At 42.3% G+C, this 22151-nt stretch carries 2 protein-coding genes; both read left to right on the top strand.

Translation table 11 applies throughout. The annotated features are described in order from the left end of the window. A complete protein-coding gene (locus PSR9079_RS07410) occupies positions 1–9978 on the top strand; it encodes a non-ribosomal peptide synthetase (RefSeq protein WP_149980975.1) in 9978 nt (3325 codons plus the stop codon). Next, positions 9978–22142 (top strand): non-ribosomal peptide synthetase, encoded by a 12165-nt coding sequence (locus PSR9079_RS07415; protein ID WP_149980976.1) that lies wholly within the window; start codon positions 9978–9980, stop codon positions 22140–22142. The genes PSR9079_RS07410 and PSR9079_RS07415 overlap by 1 nt, the downstream gene beginning before the upstream one ends. The last annotated feature ends 9 nt before the right edge of the window (positions 22143–22151 follow it).

A 22151-nucleotide genomic window follows, 5' to 3' on the forward strand; every position in this document is an offset into this window, starting at 1 on the left:
ATGGATAATGTAGCAATTAAAACTTTACTGGCCGAATTGGACGCACAAGGTATCTTCGTTTATTTGCAAGATGGGCGGTTAAAGTTACGAAGTAAGTTAACGACAGTCCCAGCACCAGAACTGGCAAAGATCAAAGCATGTAAGGATGAGCTGATTGCCTATATGCAACGTCATCATCAGCAACAAGGGGATTTATCAAGTGCGCAACAACGTATTTGGTTTATTGATCAATATGAACAGCAGTCAACTGCATACAATATGTGTGGTCTGTTGCAGCTGTCAGATTCATTGACAATAAATGAACTACAGCGGGCATTTGACACATTGTTGGTTCGCCATCAAATATTAACAACGCAATTTTTTAACACTGATCAAGGTGTTGTGCAGCGAGTTAATAGCCAGTTGCGCCTAGCATTGAATACACTTGAGATAGCACGGCATGAAACACCCACACAAATAGTTGAAAAATTACACGATGAATTAAGTTACCGCTTTGATCTGGAAAATGATTTACTGATACGTGCAACGTTAATTGGCCACTCAGGTGAAGGTAAATGGTTATACATTGCGATGCATCATATTATTGCCGATGGTTGGTCTGTGCGGCTTTTGGTGCAAGAATTATTGGCGATACTGACAAATAATAATAATACCGTTAATAATGCGGCTGCATGTAAACCTTTACAGTATTTAGATTATGTACATTGGCAAGGTCAGTTTAAACAATCACCTATATATCAACAGCAGCTAAGTTATTGGCAACAAGCGCTAACAGGGATGGAGTTATTTGAGCTGCCAACGAGTTATCCTCGTGATAAACAAAAAACCTATCAAGGCAAGAGCCAGCACAGTGTTATCGAGACACGGCTGGTTACCGAATTTGACAGTTGCTGTCAGCAATTAAGTGCTACTCGGTTTGTCGGGTTGTTAAGTGTGTTTTATGTACTATTACAGCGCTATAGCCAAAAACAGGATATTACGGTGGCGGTGCCTGTATTGAATCGTGAACAGCCCGAATTTGAGAATGTTATAGGGTGTTTTATCAATACCTTACCTATGCGACAAATGGTGTCACCGCAGAGCTCTTTTGCGCAATTAATAGCGCAAACTAAAGTGTTAGTGGCGCAAGGGCTAGCAAATCAAAGTGTGGCAGTTGAAGATATTATCGAAACACTTGGCTTAGCTAAATCGTCAGCACATTCAGCATTGTTTCAAATACTGTTTAATTATAACGGTGTAGATACCGGTACTGTGGAAACCGCAACATTGTCGGCTAAATTATTGCCATTAGATAACGGTACTGCAAAATTTGATTTAACCTTGAATGTAAGTGAATCAGAGCAGGGCTTAGATATTAGTTTTGATTATTGCAGTGCGCTATTTGATGACCATGTTATTCAGCAAATGAGCAATGATTTTAATGAATTAGTTATATCTTTTGGCAATAACGCAGCACAAACTATTGCAACCGTTGAGTTACCCTCTGCGTGTTATGCCAGCCAGTTGTTAGGGCGTAAAAAAGATCATGAAAAAGTCAGCAGTGATGTGATTGCATTACCTGTACAGGTGATAAAGCAGGCTGAGCTTAGTGCTGAAAAAACAGCTTGTATTGAAGCTGACCAACATGGAAAAACCGCACGAAGTTTGAGTTATCAACAATTAGTGCAACAAAGCGCAGCACTCGCCAGCCATATTTTAGCTTTGCAAACTCATCATCAACAAACAACTGCAGCACCCATTGCATTATTGGTATCTCGCTCAATCGATGCCTTATTAACGATGTTTGCACTATTGCAAACAGGCCGTGCTTACTTACCGATTGAGCAAGGCACTCCAGTGGCGCGTATTGCGGAAATTTTACAGCAGGCAGGCTGTGAATATTTAGTAACATTTGATGATACAGCGCTCGAAAAGCAAGCAGTTACGGTATTAAATGAGCAACACATTACATTATGGCCTTTTGCGCAGCTGTCAAAAGCGGCGGTTAATTTAACTGGCTTACCCAATTTAAACCTTAATGACAGCGCGTACGTGATATTTACCTCCGGTTCAACAGGCGCGCCAAAAGGGGTTGAAATTAATCATGCTGCATTAGCGCACTATGTTCAAAGTATTACTAAGCGACTTGAATTGAATAATGATACCAAGTCAGCTGTGGTTACAGGGCTTGCGACCGATCTTTGTTTAACTGGGATATATCCGGTATGGGCGAGTGGCGGCACTGTGGTATTAATTTCACCACATGTAAAAAGTGATCCTGTTGCGATTGTCGATACGTTCAGTGAGCAAGCAATTAACTTTTTAAAGATCACTCCCAGCTTTGCTGCTGAACTATTAGCCACTATTGCTGCGAGTCAAGTACCTCGCGCACCTCTTCAACAGTGGGTGTTAGGGGGGGAATCATTAACAGCGCAATTAGTAGCGCAAATTCGGGCGCTCTATCCAAGCGCTAAATTAATCAATCATTATGGGCCGACAGAAACCTGCATTGGGGTGGCTACCTATGAAATTGAGGATCATCAAACTGCTGAGCAGATGAGTTATCCTATTGGTAGCGCGCTTGCGCATGTTGAACTTGCCATACTAGATGCACACCACGAGCCCGTTGCCATGGGCATGCCTGGACAGCTTTATATTGGTGGTGAGAGTTTAGCAACAGGCTATATTCGTGCAACGGATCAGACTGCGAAAAGTTTTGTTGTGATTAACACGACCAAGGGACAACAACGCTATTATTGCTCTGGTGATAATGTTCGTTTGCGCAAAGACGGTGCGCTGGAATATTTAGGGCGTTTAGATAAGCAACCTAAGATCAGAGGCTTTAGAGTTGACTTACTTGATATCGAGGCAAAGTTAACGGCTTTATCAGTGGTTAAAAATAGTGCTGTGATTTGTCGCGAAATTGCTTCTGCAGATACTTTAGTTGCGTACTATGTGGCATCTAATGAAGGCCAGCAATTAACTGCTGAGGCCTTACAACAACGGATCAAAACGGACTTAAAGTGTGTATTACCAGAGCCTATGATCCCCAGTTTCTTTGTGCTGAAAGAGCAATTACCTTATCTTGAAAATGGCAAAGTTGATCGTAAATTCTTACAACAACAAATGGTACGCAGCAGCGATACTTTTGTAGCGCCAAAAACGCTAATGCAGCAGCAAGTAGCGGCGTTATTTGCACAGTTAACAGGCTTTGCTAGGGTTGGTCTAGAAGATGACTTTTTTGCAATCGGTGGGCATTCCTTACTAGCAATTAGATTACTTAACCAAATTCGTCAGCAGTTTGGCGTTTCATTGTCACTTAAAGACATCTTCAATCATGCAACCGTTGAGGAGTTAGCCCAGTATTTAACCTGTAGTGAACAAGCTAGTTCAAAGGTGCAATTAACACATATTGATTTAGCTGGGGAACACCCGTTGTCATTTTCTCAGCGGCGTATTTGGTTTGTTGATCAGCTGCAAGGACACAGCCGTCAATATAATTTACAGGGCGTGTTTACGCTGCGCGGTGATGTTGATGTGGTGGCATTGCAGCAGGCATTTAAAGATATCATTAAGCGCCATACGATCCTAAGTTATAACTATAAAAGTACAGCTGATGCGCAGCCATGCCAATATTTTAACGGCCATTTAGCTTTTTCATTGCAACAGATAGACCTTTGCACCCAAGCAGATCAACAGCAGCTGTTACAGAAGATGATAGTGGAAGATTATAATCAGTCATTTGATTTAACCTCACAGCTGATGTTACGGGCAAGCTTGATTAAAATAGCCGATCACCATTATCAGTTACTTGTTACTGTTCATCATATTGTTGCCGATGGCTGGTCTATTGGCTTGATATGCCGTGAACTCGCTAGCAATTATAATCAGCATATTGGTATGACAAACGCCACTGATTTGCAAACTCTAGAGCATAATTATATTGATTTTGTACATTGGCAGCATAGTATGCAAGCTGATCCTCAGTGGCAAATAAGTATTGACTACTGGCGTCAACAGTTAGCGCAATTACCTACAGTGCATGAGTTACCTACACAGTACGAGCGAGGTAACGATGTGCTCAGCGGCGGCGGTTTATATAAAACCGTGTTGTCGCCTGCATTAACTGAACAATTAAGATTGTTTATTGCAAACCAAGGTGACACTTTGTTTGTAACCTTACAAACTGTATTTACTTTGTGGTTTAGTCGAGTTTCTGGGCAATCAGATTGTGTGCTAGGTACGCCAGTTGCAGGGCGAGTTGCCGCAGAGCTTGAACCTATTATTGGCAACTTTGTTAACACGCTGGTATTACGTAATACGGTGTCAGCGGATACATGCTTTAACCAAGCGTTAGCTGATGTAAAAGCAACATTGAGTGAAGCACTGCTTCATCAACAGATCCCATTTGATCTCTTAGTGGATGAATTAGCCACTGAACGCAGTTTAGCAATTCCGCCGTTAGTACAAGTCATCTTTAGAGTAAACAATACGATAAATGAAAATTTACAGCTAGCAGGGCTATCAATTAAAGCCTCACAGAGCAAGGTGCGTAGCGCTAAACTTGACTTAGAAGTCTCAGTTATAGATACCGGTGACGTGCTAGAAATTGAGTGGTTATACGATACCGCACTATGGCATCAAGCGAATATAGAGACATTCTTTGCTCAATTTAGTTATGTGTTGCAGCAATGCTTGGCTGATCAAAGCGTCAAGCTCGCTGAGTTAATGCTGTGGAGCCCGAGCCAGCACGCAGCGGCATTATCTCATAGTGACTCAATTGATATACAAAATACCCAACTATCGCCTTTACATGTTTGTTTTTCGCACTTTGCAAAGCAGCACCCGCAACACCCCGCAGTAAGATGTAATGGCCAAACCTATAGTTACCTCGCGCTTGAACAACGTGCTAATCAGCTTGCACATTGTTTACTCGAAATGGATTTTGCTGCGCAAAGTCGAATTGCCATTTTGCTGCCATCAGGTGCCGCTATGTTGGTGGCGATACTCGCTATTTTAAAGGCACGTCATGTATACGTACCGATACACCAAGATACACCAATAAAAACGTTAAGTTATATTGTTGAAGATGCTGAATTGATGATGATTTTAGCATTGAGTGAAAATGCCGACACGCTGATCAACAGTGGCGCAGATTTTTTGCTCGTTGATGATCTTCTTGATGACGATTCTAACTTCGACGGCTACCCGGTGGAGCAGCCAGATGAACAACTCAGCCTCAATGTCAAAGATGATGATTTGAGTTACATTATTTATACTTCTGGTTCGACCGGACGGCCGAAAGGGGTGATGATAAACCATGCCAATTTAGCGGCTTATTTACAGCATGCGGTTGCGCATTATATGCCCGATAATTCAGCCCTTTGTAGCAGCGTATTGAGTACGCCTTTGGCGTTTGATGCAACGGTCACGGCGTTATATCCAGCCTTGATGCAAGGTGGCGTGGTGGAAATTATTGCGCAAGGGGGTGAACAGTTAACCCAGCTGACGGAACTACTCTTTACAGCAACAGACGCTAAACTGTTTAAGCTCACGCCAGCTCATTTACGTGCCATTTTGGCATTATCGCAGCACTATTGTGTAAGCAATGTTACCCATACATTGGTGATCGGTGGTGAAGCACTCACAACTGAATTGTTGTTGGCGATCCGTGCAAAGTTACCACTGTGTCGTTGGATTAACGAATATGGACCAACAGAAACTACAGTCGGTTCAAGCACTTTTGTAATTGATCACAGTACCAGTGATGAGGTTTTACTGCGTCATAATGATGTCCCAATTGGTTTAGCTAACGATAATGTAACGCTGTTAGTGGTTGACCAATTTGATCAGCCAGCAGCAGTGAATATGCGTGGTGAATTACTTATTGCAGGACCTGTTGTCAGCCCAGGTTACATTAATCAGACTGAGCTTAATAATACCAGCTTTATTACTTTGCAGCTGCCTAGCCAACAGGGTGGAAAAGTGACCAAGCGTTTTTATAGAACAGGCGACATAGCGTTATGGCAAGCTGATGAAACAGGTGCTGCTTGTTATTTAAGATACTGTGGACGTAAGGATCAACAGATCAAGCTGCGCGGTTTTCGAGTTGATTTAGCCGCGATTGAGCAGCTGATCCTAGAACTCCCTGAAGTGGCTGATTGTGCGGTGACGGTTGATAGCAAGCAGCAAACGTTAGCGGCACATATTGTTTTCCATCAACATGAAAAGCCATTAGCCGTTAACACCATTAAATCGCATTTATCGCATTACTTAGCGCCGTATATGATCCCCGCACATTGTTATGCTATTACTGTGATGCCACTGACGAAAAACGGCAAGATTGATAAAGCCACATTGATAGCTGACGCACTTAGTTGTTTACAGCCAACTAGCACAACACACAGCAAGCACGCGCAAACACCATTACAGCAATATTTGTTACAGCTGTTTAGTGAGATTTTACTCACTACACATATTGGTTTAGACGATAACTTTTTTGATTTAGGAGGGCACTCGTTATTAGCGATCCGCTTGATTGGTAAGATTCGTGAAGGTAAGCAGCTCGACATAACATTACCGCAATTATTTAAAACCCCAACGATTGCAACGTTAGCGCAAGCATTAAAAAACTGTGAAAAAATTCAGCCACACCAAGAGATTGTGAAAATATCTCGCCAGCAAGCGCTACCTCTTTCCTATGCACAGCAACGATTATGGCTTATTGATCAAGTACATAATGAAAGTGTGCAATATCATATGCCAGCTAGCTTTGTGTTTACGGGGAAGTTGGAGCTGACTGCGTTGTCGGGCGCGTTATATGCACTTATTGAACGCCATGAAGTGCTGCGTACCGTTATTATTACACGCGACCAAGGCTCAGCGCCTGAGCAATGTATTAATGAACACTTTGAGATCCCACTTGAGCTGCACGATTTAAGTATGCTTAATCGTGAACAGCAAGATCACCAATGGCAATCACTGTCGTCACATGCAAGTAGTAAAGCGTTTGATTTGGCAAGCGACGTTTTACTGCGTGTGGTGGTTGCTAAAATTAGCAATGAGCAAAGTTTTGTACATTTTAATATGCATCATATTGCAAGCGATGGCTGGTCAATGGCAATTTTAGTTCGCGAGTTTATTGCTTTTTACCGAGCTGCAAGTGCTGAACCGCGATTTGTTTTACCTGCATTATTACAGCAACCATTAGCTATCCAATATGCCGATTTCGCTTATTGGCAGCGTTTAGTATGCAGTGAAAGTGCCTTGCATGAATCACTTTCTTATTGGCGTACTCAGTTAACAGGTGCCCCTTTTGTTCATCAATTACCAATAGAGCAGCCTCGAGCAATCCAACAGCAGTTGCAAGGGCAATGTTTTAACCAGCATTTGTCCGCTGCAACGACTAAAGCTATCCACCAACAATGTGCCACACACGGTGTTACTTTATATATGTGGTTACACACAGCCTTTTCCTTGTTAATGATGCGATTGAGTGAAGCGACGGATATTTTAGTTGGCTCTCCAGTTGCTGGTCGTGAACAGCCACAAATAGCTAATCTAATTGGTTTTTTTGTTAATACCTTAGTGATCCGCACCCGCAGTGAAGGACAGCAAAACTTCACGCAGTTATTAATGCAGCAAAAACAGGTGATTTTAGATGCTTTTAAACATCAACAAGTGCCATTTGAACAATTAGTTGAAGTACTGCAGCCTGAGCGAAACTTAGCACATCATCCTTTATTTCAAATTTTATTTGCACTGCAAAACAATGAAACGAGTGATTTTTCACTGCCAGGTTTACATATTGAAATGCAGCCACACGCAGCACCAAAAATGAAATTTGATTTAGAGGTCAATGCAATTGAGCAAGGCGATGGCATTGAGCTGCAGTGGAATTTTAGTGAGACATTATTTAATGCCAGTAGTATTACTGAATATGCAGCAGCATTCGAGGTATTGATTGATGCGATACTAAGTGACCCTCTTATGAAGTTGCAGCTATTACCTGTAGTGTCAGCAACCAAAAAAAATGTGCTGCTTAATTTATCTTCGCCACCCTATGCAAGGCACACTCAGTCACTTAACCTTGTCACGCAAATCGCACGTCAAGCTGAACAATATCCAACACGTAATGCGGTCGTTGGCCCTGATGGTGAAGTGTTGAGTTATGCTGAATTAGAAACTCAGTCACAGCTGTTAGCCAGTTATTTACAAGCACAAGGTATAGCCGCCGGGAGTAAAGTTGCTTTATGTGTTAGCGCAACGGCACAAATGCTGGTTGCCATGTTAGCGATTTTAAAAACCGGCAGTGCCTATGTGCCGATTGATCCAAAATTACCAGTATCCAGAGTGCAATTTATTATCGATGACAGTAAAGCACAGTGTTTTATCACACAGTCTGCGTTTGCTAAACAGCATTTAACGGAAGGGCCGGGGAGTATCATTGCGCCATTATGTGTATTGCTTGATGAGCCAAACAGTTGGCAGTGTGGCTCACTCAATGGTTTAAAAAGTGCACTGCCTGGGTCATATTCGGCGGATGATCTTGCCTATATAATCTATACATCAGGTACCACAGGCACCCCAAAAGGGGTGATGATCAGCCATGGTAATTTAGCCTGTTACTTAGCACATGCACAGTGTGAGTATCTATCAGCTGCGTTAACAACCAGCGTGGTGAGTACGCCATTGGCATTTGATGCTACGGTCACTTCGTTGTGGGCACCTTTACTAATGGGTATCAGTATTACACTACTTGCTGATGATGAGCAGATGCTTGAGCAGCTTGCAAAGCAGATATTCAGCTCCCAAGCCTGTTTATTTAAAGTCACTCCTGCACATTTACAAGGCTTACTTGCGTTTGCTCCAGCTGCTGCAGTAGCAACTGCACATGTGGTTGTCATTGGTGGTGAAGCATTACCCACTCAGTTGCTCAAATCGTTAACTCAGTATTTGCCTAATTGCCAGTGGGTGAATGAGTACGGCCCAACTGAAGCGACGGTAGGTTGCAGTGTTTATCATTGCGAGCTTAAGCAAATTAGCGAGCTTGAACGGCGTAAAATGGCCCAGGTGCCAATTGGTCGGGCGATTGCAGATAGTCAGTTGGTGATATTAGATGAACATCAGCAATTATCCGCAATGGGTGCCATTGGCGAGCTTTATATTGCTGGTGACAATGTTGCTCAAGGGTATTTAAATCAAGCGAGTTTAACGGCGCAAAGTTTTGTGTGGTTACCTTTTGGGCATCAGCAAACTGTGCAGCGATTTTATCGTACTGGGGATAAAGTGCGTTGGTTGCTTGATAAACATGGCCAACCAGAACACCTGCTATTTTGTGCACGAGTCGATGAACAAATTAAGTTGCGCGGTTATCGCATTGAGCCGGGCGAAATTACAGCACAGTTAGTCCAGCATAAAGAGATTAGTGAGGCATGTGTAATATTAAATAAAGACACTGAAAACCTTGAGGCTTACTTAGTGCTTACGCCAAATAACTCATTGATTAAAGCGTTTGGGAAAGAGCAGCAAATAACACTCTTAGGCGCACAGCAACAGGCTATGCTTAGCAACTACCTTACGAACTATTTACCTGCTTATATGATGCCAACAAAATGGCATGCGATAAGTGCTATTCCCCTGACATCTAACGCAAAAGTTGACAGTAAACAACTGCTTCAAAGGGGACAATCAGTCGCAGTAGCAACTGAAAATGTGCCGCCGCGTAATGACTTTGAGGCAGCCTTGGTCGATATCTTTGCAGAGCAGTTACAAGTTGACTCTGTTGGCATCACCGATAACTTTTTTGCGCTCGGGGGGCATTCATTATTGGCAACACAATGTATGGCGTTGCTCAAGGCGCGGTTACAGGCTGATATTCCAGTGAGAGTTCTGTTTGAAAGGCCGACAATTGCGGCTATTGCTAGCTGGTACGCCATTCATCAAGCCGCTAATAACGCCATGAGTGAAAATGATAACTCAGAAGAGATGTTTTTGTGATGGAAAATCAACTGCTAGAAATTGAAGAGTTAATCGCAGATGCTTTACGAGCAGGTGTTACTTTGTATGAAAAACAAGGTGCTTTAGCATTTAAACAAAGTAACGGTTTTCCAAGTGAACTTAAAGCTCGGATCATTGAGCATAAAGCGGCGATTATCCGCTATTTTCAGCAACATCAGTCAGTGGTTACGTTGCAAAGTAATATGGACGTAATTGCCATCGCTGAGCGAGATAGGTGTTTGCCTTTGAGCTTTGCTCAACAAGGCTTATGGTTTATTGAGCAGTTACAAGGCAGCCAACAATATTATATGCCTGCTGAGTTTACTCTAAAAGGCCATATAGATGTGCCGTTGTTACGCGCGGCAATCAAACACATTGTTGGTCGCCATGAAATATTACGCAGTCAGTTTATAACTGATCCGCAAGGTATACCGTATGTGCAAGTAACAGACACCTTTATAACGCCTTTTCAGTGGCTGGATGCATCAACATTCCCAGTTACACAGCGACAAAGCCAAATAAAAGCAGCGCTGATACAACATCAAGCTCAGCCATTTGATTTGAGTCGAGATGTATTAATACGAGTGCTATTGGTATCCGATAATGAGCAACATTATTTAGCATTTAATATGCATCATATTGTTAGTGATGGCGCGTCAATGCAAATATTTGCTCAAGAATTACAAACCATTTATACGCAACTACTGCAAGGTAATGTCGAATTAGACTCGTTACCAATTCAATATGCTGATTACGCTGCGTGGCAACGAAATACCTTAACAGCAGAGTACTTTACAGCAGCAATTAATTATTGGCGTACAACACTTGGCGATCTTGAACCGTTGCAATCACTACCAACGGATAAAGTTAGATCGAGCGTTCAAAAGCAGTCTGGTTTAGTTTATCGGCAACGGTTAAGTCGCTCGTTTGTTGAAAAAATACAACAACATGCGGCGAGTCAATCAGTCACACCATTTATGTGGTTGTTAAGTAGTTTTATGTTATTTATTGGCCGTATTAAACAAACGGAACAGGTACTGATCGGCACGCCAACTCAGGGCCGTGAGCATCCACAGCTAAACGATTTAATCGGTTTGTTTGTTAATACCTTAGTGATGCATGGTGTATTGCCGGATGAATTAACTTTTAATGCATGGTTGCAGCAACAAAAAGAACGTATTTTACAGTCGTTTGAATATCGCAATATGCCATTTGATAAACTGGTTGAAGGGCTCAATTGTCAACGCGATTTAAGTCATCATCCTTTAGTACAAATTTTCTTCACTTTAACTGTTGATGAGCAACCAACCTTTCAGTTACCGGGTGTTGAAATAGCGGAGGCTCGCAGTGAAGCACGAGAGCACCACAGCGCAGTAAAATGTGATTTGGAGCTTAATGCAGTTATCGACAACCAAGGTTTAACAGTTACTTGGAAGTTTGATGAAGCACTTTATGAGCTTGCGACAATTACTCACTGGGCAGATAGTTTTGCCGTATTATTAGCAAACATTGTTGCTGCACCGGATACCCAAATATCAAAATTGGCATTGCTTGATGAACAGCAGCTACAGGCATTAACTGACGCTGCCACATCGCAGCAAGCGGATAGTACAAGTTGGGATCAAAGCGCCAGTATAGTGAGTGTATTTGAACAACAAGCAATCAGGTTTGCTGACCAGTTGGCGCTAGTCGATGAGCACGAAGCACTCACTTATAAACAGCTTAATGAACGGGCAAATCTCCTCGCCAGAGTATTATTAAGTCAGGGTGTTGAAGCGCAAGATATGCTGCCAGTGAGCGTAACTCGCAATGTTAATTTAGTGGTGACGTTATTAGCGGTACTAAAAGCTGGCGCTGCTTATGTGCCTATTGATCCCAATTATCCTCGCGATCGGATCAGTTATATTGTAGACGATGTCCAGAGTAACTTAGTGTTGTGTGATAACAGTAGTCTCGGGTTGTTTTCGCAGCATAACTTAACGTGCATAAATATTGATGATTGCGCGATCTACACAGCTATTAATCAGATTAGTGATACACAAAACCTCGAGTTAGCTATTTGTCCATCCCACTTAGCGTATATGATTTACACCTCTGGCACTACTGGGCGGCCTAAAGGCGTGCAAATTGAACACCGCCAAGTGATCCGATTATTGTGTGTACAGCCGAGTTTATTTGATTTTAATGAGCATGATGTATGGACTCTGTTTCATTCATTTTGTTTTGATTTTTCGGTGTGGGAAATGTACGGCGCGTTACTTTTTGGTGGACGCTTAGTTATTGTGGATGCAGATACCGCAAAAGACAGTGATGCATTTGCAAATTTATTACTAGATCAACACGTCAGCGTGCTAAATCAAACCCCCAGTGCTTTTTATGCGCTACAAACAGCAATGTTAACCAAGCCTTCGCAGCGTATACAGCAGAGCAAAATTAGATACGTCATTTTTGGTGGCGAAGCATTACAGCCCGTTAAGTTGGCCCCTTGGGCAAAACGCTTTAGCGACTGCCAACTGATCAATATGTATGGCATTACTGAAACAACGGTTCATGTGACTTTCAAGCGTTTACATGACGCAGATCTGGTATCTGGTGCAAACAATATTGGTCGGCCAATACCAACGACCAGTTGCTACGTTTTGGATAAGTATCGTCAGTTACTACCTGTTGGCGCAGTTGGTGAGTTATATGTAGGTGGGGATGGGGTTTGCAGGGGATATTGGCGCCGTGATGAGCTCAACGTTGAGCGCTTTGTGGCAGATACATTTTCTTCAGCTAACGCAGCTAAAAAACTATATAAAACGGGTGATTTAGTACGTCAGTTAGCAACTGGCGAATTGAGTTATATGGGCCGTATTGACGACCAAGTTAAAGTACGCGGTTACCGTATTGAACTGGGTGAAATAGAAAACCAGTTACGTGGCCACCCTAAGCTGAGTAGCGCAACAGTGTTACTGAATACTCAACAGCCGACTAATCCACGGATCACAGCATTTGTTATCGTCAAAAGTGATGCCGTATTTGCTGCACTCACCAGCGAAGTACAACAGTTTTTACGCACCACATTACCCGAATTTATGCTGCCAACGAATGTTATTGCCGTGCTGCAGATGCCATTAACGGTGAACGGTAAAATTGATAAAAAAGCACTCTTAGAGCTGGATCAATTACAGCTTAAAGCAACTGCAGATGAGCCTCCAGGATCGGATGACGAACAAGCAATCGCTGCGGCATTTGAGGCGATATTAAAGGTTTCAAACGTGGGTAGGCAAGGGCACTTTTTTGAATTGGGTGGGCATTCATTATTAGCTAGCCAATTAGTCAGTCACTTAGCGCAACACGCTCAGTTGTCGATTACTTTAGCTGATCTGTTTTACGCGCCGCAGGTCCACACACTCGCGTTAGCGGCTGCGCGCAATAAAGCTGCCAATTACACTGTAGCATCAGCAGTTATCCCGAAAGTGCAATCAGTAACGCAATTACCGGTATCTTTTGCTCAACAACGATTATGGACCATAGATCAATTGCAGCCGGGAAACGTGCAATATCATATGCCAGCTAATTTTGAACTGCATGGTTTGCTTGATGTTGATACATTTCAACGCGTGTGTGACGCTATCGTGCAGCGTCATGAAGTGTTGCGTACGTTTATCACAGTCGGTAAAGCAAACTTACCTCAGCAAGTGGTCCAAGACACATTTCCATCGGTGTTAAAGATCATAGATGCCAGTGAACTTAACGATGAGCAACAGCAACGACTGTGGTTAAAAACGCTGCGCGATGACAGCCAAACAGCCTTTGATTTAAGGTGCCAGTTACCGCTGCGTATTATTTTAGTTAAGCTGCATGCAAAGCATTGGAAGTTACGGGTAAATATGCATCATATTGCCTCTGATGCACATTCTTTAGCAATATTAGCGAGTGAATTTGAAGCGTTTTATCAAAGCTTTACGAGTCAAACTCGGTTGCCTGAACAGCTTGCGCAACCTTTATCAATTCAATACGGGGATTATGCTCATTGGCAGCGTAGTCAGTTACACCAGCAGCAGTTAGATAAACACCAAGCATTTTGGTTACAACAGTTACAAGATGCCCCACCGATACATCAAATACCGCTGGATAAAATACGTCCTAAACAGCTTACGTCCGCTGGTGCGAGCTATCAAATACAGCTAGATAAAACCACGGTTTCGGCGATCCACAGGCAATGCCAGCAGTTTGATGTGAGCTTATTTATGTGGCTGCATAGTGCTTATGCCGCATTTGTAGCTAGGTATAGTCAGTGTGATGATGTTGTGATTGGTGCGCCATTTTCAGGGCGTTCACAAACGCAACTAACTCCCTTAATTGGATTCTTTATTAATACACTGCCGATCCGTTGTCAATTGCGCGAAGATATGTGTTTTGAAGGGCTACTCGCACAGCAAAAACAATTAATTGTTGCCGTTGGTCAGCATCAAGCCATGCCATTTGAAAAAATTGTTGATGCTTTGCAGTTACCGCGTGGCATGAGTCAACAGAGTGTTTTTCAGCTTACATTTTCGTTAAACCCAAGGTTAAATACACAGTTTAAATTACCTAATATACAGGTTACAGCGATTGATGAGCAGCCACCGCAAGTAAAATTTGATATTGAGCTGGCATGCAGTGAAGATGACGATGAGTTACGCTTTAGCTGGGCTTATAACACGGCGTTATTTACCCCACAAACAATTCAAACCATGGCTACGGCATTATGCACTTTAATTAGGTCATTCACAGCCGATCCGCAGGTTGCTATACAGTCAGCTACAATGTTGACAGATAAACAGCTGCATAACTGCGTGCTCAAAGGTGAGCAACGGCTAAATAAGCCAGTTGCAACCGTCATAGATGCATTCACTGCTGTAGCCGAACAGCATGCTAAAACTGACACTGGCATTATTGAGGCAGCCTCAGGGCAATTTGCGAGTTATCAGCAAATTCATCAGCGTAGTGAATTATTGGCAAAATACTTGATACAGCAAGGCTTACAAGCTGAACAGCCTGTTGTTGTAAGCATGCAAAGCGGCATTGACTTAATAGTTTCATTGCTAGCGATTATGAGAGCGGGTGGCTGTTATGTTCCTGTTGATCCGAATTATCCAGCATCTAGAATTGCTTATATTATTAATGATTGTGGTGCGCAGTGGCTTATCACTCACACTGCATTTGCAGCGCTGTTAGAAGATAATTGTGGTGCGAACAGCCAGCTTATTTACCTTGATAATGAGCAATTTAAGCACACTTTAAACCTTGCATGTAATACACTAAGTCAAGTGCAATTACCCAAAATAGAGGCGGCGCAATTAGCGTATGTCATATATACCTCAGGCACAACGGGTAACCCTAAAGGGGTAATGATCCCCCACCAAGGGCTGAGTAATTTATGCCGTTGGCATCAACGCGCATTTGCTGTTGATAAATCAAGTATTGCCAGTCAAACAGCAAATATCGCGTTTGACGCTGCAAGCTGGGAGATCTGGCCTTATTTAAGCGCCGGAGCAAAGCTGGTAATTGTGCCGCGAGAAAGTTTAGATAACCCGCAACAATTAGCGCAACTACTTGATGAACATCATGTGAGTCATTGCTTTTTAGCCACCCCAATCGCTGAAATAATGTTGGCAGATCACGCTTTTACGCCTGTTACTTTGCGTTATTTACTGGTTGGAGGCGACAAGTTAAAAACATGCCCATCAGCTGCAAAACCATATTGTATTATTAATAATTATGGCCCTACAGAGACCTCAGTTGTTGCCACCTCGGCTGAGGTTGGTAAAACAACGGAAGAGCTGGGTATGGCTCCAGATATAGGCTATGCGATTGATAATGTAGAGTTATTAATTGTTGATCAGCAGGGGCAGCCGGTTGTGCCTGGCATGATTGGTGAATTATATATAGCTGGTGCAGGATTGGCGCGAGGCTATTTGAACCGTCCAGAGCTTACAGCACAGCGTTTTATTTACTTAACGACAGTTGCAGAGCAACAACTGCGAGCCTATAAAACGGGTGATTTAGTTAGGCAATTAAATAACGGTCGTATTGCCTACATTGGCCGCAATGATGCACAAGTTAAATTACGCGGTTACCGTATTGAACTGTCTGAAATTGAGTATCACTTACGTGCTATTGCTGGCGTAACAGATTGTGTTGTTAGCGTGAGTGAATTGGCTGAAGGCCATAAGCAGCTGTTGGCTTTTATTGTCACGCCACAGATAAGTGATTCGCTCCAAGCGCAATTTAAGCGCCAAAGTATAGCAAGTCTTAAAGTTAAGTTACCGGATCACATGATACCGGGTGAGCTTATTCACGTAGATGAAATTCCCCTGACGGCACATGGCAAAATAGATCATCTGCAATTACATAAACACTTACGCACACCAAGCGAACAAATTGTTACACAGCAATTAAATCAAGGACCTGCAGCACAACAAGGAAGCGGATTAAGCAGCTTACTACTCACTTTGTATCGACAAGTATTAAATCAGCCGATGCTGCAAGTTGATGATGATTTTTTTGCGGCGGGAGGGGACTCAATCCTCAGTATTCAAATTGCCAGTCGGGCAAGAGCGCAAAATATTAGTTTGTCAGTAGCTGATATTTTTAACTTTAGTACCGTTGCAGTGCTAGCTGAGCAATTGGTACACAAACAGCCACAACGGAAACAGGTTGAGCCACAGCAAAGCTTTTCAGGCGCATTGCCATTACTTCCCATTCAACATTGGTTTTTTGAACAACAATTTGTAGCAGCTGATCATTGGAACCAGTCACTCTTACTCAGGGTTGATAAAACAGTGACTGTGCAACATATTAAAGAGTTAACATGCGCTTTATTAGCGCACCATGATAGTTTGCGGTTAGTCGTTGATGATAAAGGCCTGCAAAAGCAATTGTTTATAAAACAGCATCTTAGTGCAGAACACGTTTGCCATTTTATCGATTTAGCTGAGCACAATGATGATTGGTCTCAAGCATTAGAGAAAGTATGTGAAGTGCAACAAGGAGCTTTTCGCTTTGATGGCACTGCATTGTTGCAAATCTGCCATATAAAAACCCCAGCTCAGCAAAGTGATAACCGCTTGCTGATCATCGCCCATCACTTATTAATTGATGGTGTATCTTGGCGCATTTTGCTTGAAGATATTAACCAAGCGTTGTCAGCTGCAAAATTACAGCAGAATATTTGTTTTGCTTCTCGTACTGCTAATTTATATGACATTAGTCAATTTTTAATTGCGCAAGGCAAAGATGAATATGATTTAAAACACTGGCAAGCATTGGTTGCTGTGGCGAGTAAGCCCAGCTTTTTTCGTTTTGTAAGGCAGCAAGAGCCAATCAAAAAACAACTGCAACAGCATACATTAACGCTCCCATGTGCAGTTACGCAGCAGCTCTTGACGACAGCAAATAGACCTTATAATACCAGTATCCAAACGCTACTGTTGGCCGCTTTACAATGGTCTGCAGTTAGGCATTATGACTTGGACGATCATCTTATTATTCTTGAAGGACATGGCCGAGAGTTACTTAATAATCAACTTGATAGTACTCGAACGCTGGGCTGGCTTACTGCTATGTATCCATTTCGATTATTTAGCAATACGCAAAATATTGCCGATTTGATCTGTGATATGAAAGAGCAATTAGCCAGTTTATCGACTAAAGCGAGCCGCTATGGAGCCTTACGTTATTATCATCCGGATGAGGAAATTCGCCAATCGTTGACAATTACGACGCAGGATCATCTATTTTTTAATTATTTAGGCCAGCTAGATAGTACGTTGCAACATGATGGTTTATTAGCTGATGCGCCAGAATCCGCGGGCAGGTTGCATAGCCAACATAATCACGCCTACTATGGTCTGCAATTAACGGCAGCAATAGTCAATGAACATTTGACGATGCATCTGGAGTATGATGGTGCTCGCATAGCTGAAGCCGATGTCGCTTCATTTATGATGCATTATCAAGCAAGTATTATGACGGTGCTTGAACATTGCATGCAAGACGGCATTAAGCGCCATACGGTAAGTGATTTTCCACTTTTGCTAACGATGGCAAATCATCAGTTACAGCATTTATTAGCCCCTTTTAAGCAATCAGCCATTGTTGATATTTACCCGTTGAGTGCACTACAAGAAGGCATGTGGTTTCATAGTCAACGAACGGGTGAACTATCCCAACAGAGTGCTTACTATGAACAAACGACGTTGTTACTTGAGGGCGCACTTGACATCGAAGCTTTCGAATATGCATGGCACCAGCTACTTGATACACATAGCATATTACGTACTGCGTTCGTAGCAAGCCCAGTGGGACCAGTGCAAATCGTGGTTGATAAATACCATGTACCATTGCAGGTTGACTTGGTAACTGAAGCAATTATGCAGCAGCAACAACAACAATCAATACTTGATGAGCAAGCCTATATTACTGCTATTGCAGATCAGGAATATCAACAAGGTATTGATCTAGCTGCGGCGCCTTGTATGCGATTACGTTTGCTTGCTCTGAGTGATACAAAAATGGCATTTATTTGGACATACCATCATTTGATCATGGATGGCTGGTCATTACCTGTTTTGTTTTCAGAGTTATTACAGCATTATCAGGCTCGCCTTGCAGGGCATGGTTTATCTCTAAAAAAAGATAACTATAGCGACTATATTAAGTATCTACAGCAACAAGATAAAACAACCGAGCAACAATTTTGGCAAGGTTATCTAGCCAATATAGATCAGGCAACATTATTGGTTGAGTATATTGCGCAGCGCAAGCAAGGCGATGATATCAACACGGTGTCTGAGCAAACTTTAGTGCTTGAGCCTGAATTGTGTTCACAATTGGTTGAGTTTGCTCGTCAACAGGGTTTAACAGTTAATCATTTACTGCAAGGTGCCTGGGGTTACTGGCTGAGTGTTTGTTGCAATTCAGATTACGCCTTATTTGGGCAAACAGTATCTGGGCGACCGAGCCAACTTACTAACGTTGAGCAACGGGTTGGTTTATACATTAATACCCAAGCTGTGTTGTTAACCACATCGGGTGAGCAGTCGGTGTTAGCGTATTTAAAGTCAGTTAAGCAAAGCTTATTAGCTGTATCTGATTATGCATATACTCCATTAACCCAAGTACATAACTACAGTAATATTGCTAATGGCAGTCCATTGTTTGATGCTTTGTATGTATTTGAAAATTTCCCGACAGATCCATTGGCTGAAATTGCAAATATGCCATTTAAGGTGTTAGCGAATGACAGTAAAGATCTCACTCATTATCCAATGACGTTAGTTGTTGGCCAAGCTGAGCAACTCTCACTGACTTTGAGTTATCAAAGCGCACTATTTAATGATCCGCTTGCCAGTCATTGCTTGGCTATGTTGCAGCAGTTATTACAGGCGTTTGTAATGACACCTGAGCAACCATTGTCTAGCTTAGCAATTGATTTAGTAGATCATCAATTTACAACAGGTATAGATAAGCTAACTGAGTTTAGTTTACCAGCTAAGCAAGTGGCAGCTGTAAGCTGGGATTTAGCAACAACGCTGCAGCAACGATTTACCCAAATTGTGGCAAGTTATGGTGAGTCAACAGCGCTGGAATATTACAATGCTGATAACAACCTACCAGTGAAAACAATGAGTTATAATGAGCTAGATGCAGCCGCTAACAGACTGGCTAATTATTTACTCACACATACGCTAGGCTCTGACAGAGCTTTGATCATAGGGATCTGTTTAAGCCCAGGTTGCGATTTGATTATCGCTATTTTAGCGAGTTTAAAGATAGGTGCGGCTTATGTACCGATTGCACCTAGTTTACCATTAAAAAGGCGGCAGTTTATAGCCGCTGATGCAGAGCTTGCAGTATTGCTAACGTGCGATCAAGACTGGCAGGGCGCATTACCGCCAACACTTAACATCGATCTTCATACTTGTGCTGCGGCACTTGCTTTACAACCTAATTACAGCCCAACAGTAACTTACACACCGCATGATTTATGCTATGTGATCTATACCTCAGGTACAACAGGGGTGCCAAAAGGAGTTATGGTTGAGCAACACAGTGTTATTAACTATGTGCATTGCTTACAAAAAAATTATGCGATCACTTCGCAAGATAATTACTTACAGTTTGCAAGTTGCAGCTTTGATGTATTTGCAGAGGAGGTTTTTTGTACTTTGCTAAGCGGTGCAACTTTAGTGATGGCCGATCAACAAAAATTACTCGATACCCAGTATTTAGCTAAACTATCGCAATATAGTCACTTGACCTTAATGAGTTTACCTACAGCCTATTGGCATCAATTAGCTGCAGCACCAGTAACACTTGCCGATCAGTTACGCATTATCACAATTGGTGGAGAGCAAATGCAAGCCGCAATGTTGCAGCAATGGCAAGCTTATTACAGTGATAATATTATTTTGATCAATGCTTATGGACCAACAGAAGCAACTATTTCTGCAACATTAATTGAGGTAACTGATTATACAGGTTCTGAAGTACCGATTGGCCAACCAGTGGCAGGGCTACAATTACACATTCTAGATAAATATTTAAGAGCGGTTCCCTATTATGTTAATGGGCAGCTGTACCTCAGTGGAAAAGGGTTAGCAAGGGGTTACCTTAACGATGTAAAGAAAACGGCTGCTGCATTTATTATTGAACCAAAAAGCGGCGTTAGGTTATATAAAACGGGTGATAAAGTGCGTTGTACAAATACCCAAGAAGTAATGTTCTTAGGGCGTTTAGATGAACAAGTTAAAATTCGCGGCTATCGTGTTGAGTTACCCGAAATAGAACGTCATTTACTTGCGTTGCCACAAATAAACGCCTGTGCTGTAGTGGTTCGTAAAGATAAAAGTGGCAATGAGCAGCTAGTTGCATTTGTTGATGTGGGTGAGCTAGAGCGAGCCAGTGAGCAACTAATTCGTGCTTTAGTTGGTGTGTTGCCCGAGTATATGGTGCCAAAAAATGTTCAATTTGTTGACAGCTTACCCTGTACAAATAATGGCAAAATTGATCGAAAACAGCTTAGTAAAACAGCGCAACAATTGAGTAGTCATAATGACTTTTCATATAGTGCGCCGATCACGCCATTGCATAAATTATTGGTTGAACAATTTAGTCAGTTGTTAAACATAGAGCAAGTGGGGATCAACGATGATTTCTTTATGCTGGGTGGTCATTCATTACTGGCAATGCGCTTGGTATCACAATTGAGCTATCAGATGCAGTTAACGGTATCTATTGATATGTTATTTCGCCACCGTACTGTAAACGCTTTAGCTGAGGCAATTGAGCAATTACAAAAAAGCAACGCTGCTGATTTTCAGCCTACAACTTTAGTCTGTTTACAGGCCGGTGAACAAGGGTTTCAGCCGGTGATTTTAGTCGCCGGTGCGGGAGGGTTACTGATGATCTATCAAGCATTGGTTAATCAACTAGATCAACGTATTCCTGTTTATGGTTTGCAGCCAGATCTGATCGCTTTAGAGCCAGATATTATTAATTCATTGTCACTGACCGCACACCATTACTGCAACGCGTTAATTGAGCAGGGGATAGACGCTAATATTCACTTGGTTGGTCATTCATTTGGAAGCTTTGTTATTCATCAAATGGCGCAGCAATTAGTACTGCGCAATAAAGCTCCAGCCTCACTGCTAGTAATTGATACGCCTATGCCTAATTCAGCTGTGCTAGAACTGCAAGACAGGCAAATAGCAGCGTTACTAATAGCGAACCTGAGTGAATTTTTTCAATTGAACTTAACTGACGATGAGCAGCAGTTATATTGCACGCTTGCTGATGAACAACAAACAAAGTGGTTAAGTAAGCATTTAGCTGCTGCGGGCTACCAGTTCAGTGCTCGTCAATTGCTAACACTGCAATGCGTATATAAAGCGCAGTTACAAGCAAAGGTAGAAATAAAGGGAGAGTTACTTGAGGTGCCGCTTATGGTTATAAAAGCACACGATACCAAAGAGTTTGCAGGCCAATTGCTTGCTGATGATATGGGCTGGCGAGTAGTTAACCCTGAACTTTCGGCAATAGAGATCACAGGTAATCATCTGTCAATCTTACAGCATCAGTTTGTTGCTGCAATCGTTGAACAAATTGCAAGTAAATATACACTTTATTAACAAGTGGGT

The organism is Pseudoalteromonas rhizosphaerae (genome assembly GCF_902498845.1).
Taxonomy (GTDB): domain Bacteria; phylum Pseudomonadota; class Gammaproteobacteria; order Enterobacterales; family Alteromonadaceae; genus Pseudoalteromonas; species Pseudoalteromonas rhizosphaerae.

Bases quoted from the DNA above. Each gene is read 5' to 3' on its own strand.
- PSR9079_RS07410 (WP_149980975.1), top strand. From the start codon at position 1: ATGGATAATGTAGCAATTAAAACTTTACTGGCCGAATTGGACGCACAA.
- PSR9079_RS07415 (WP_149980976.1), top strand. From the start codon at position 9,978: ATGGAAAATCAACTGCTAGAAATTGAAGAGTTAATCGCAGATGCTTTA.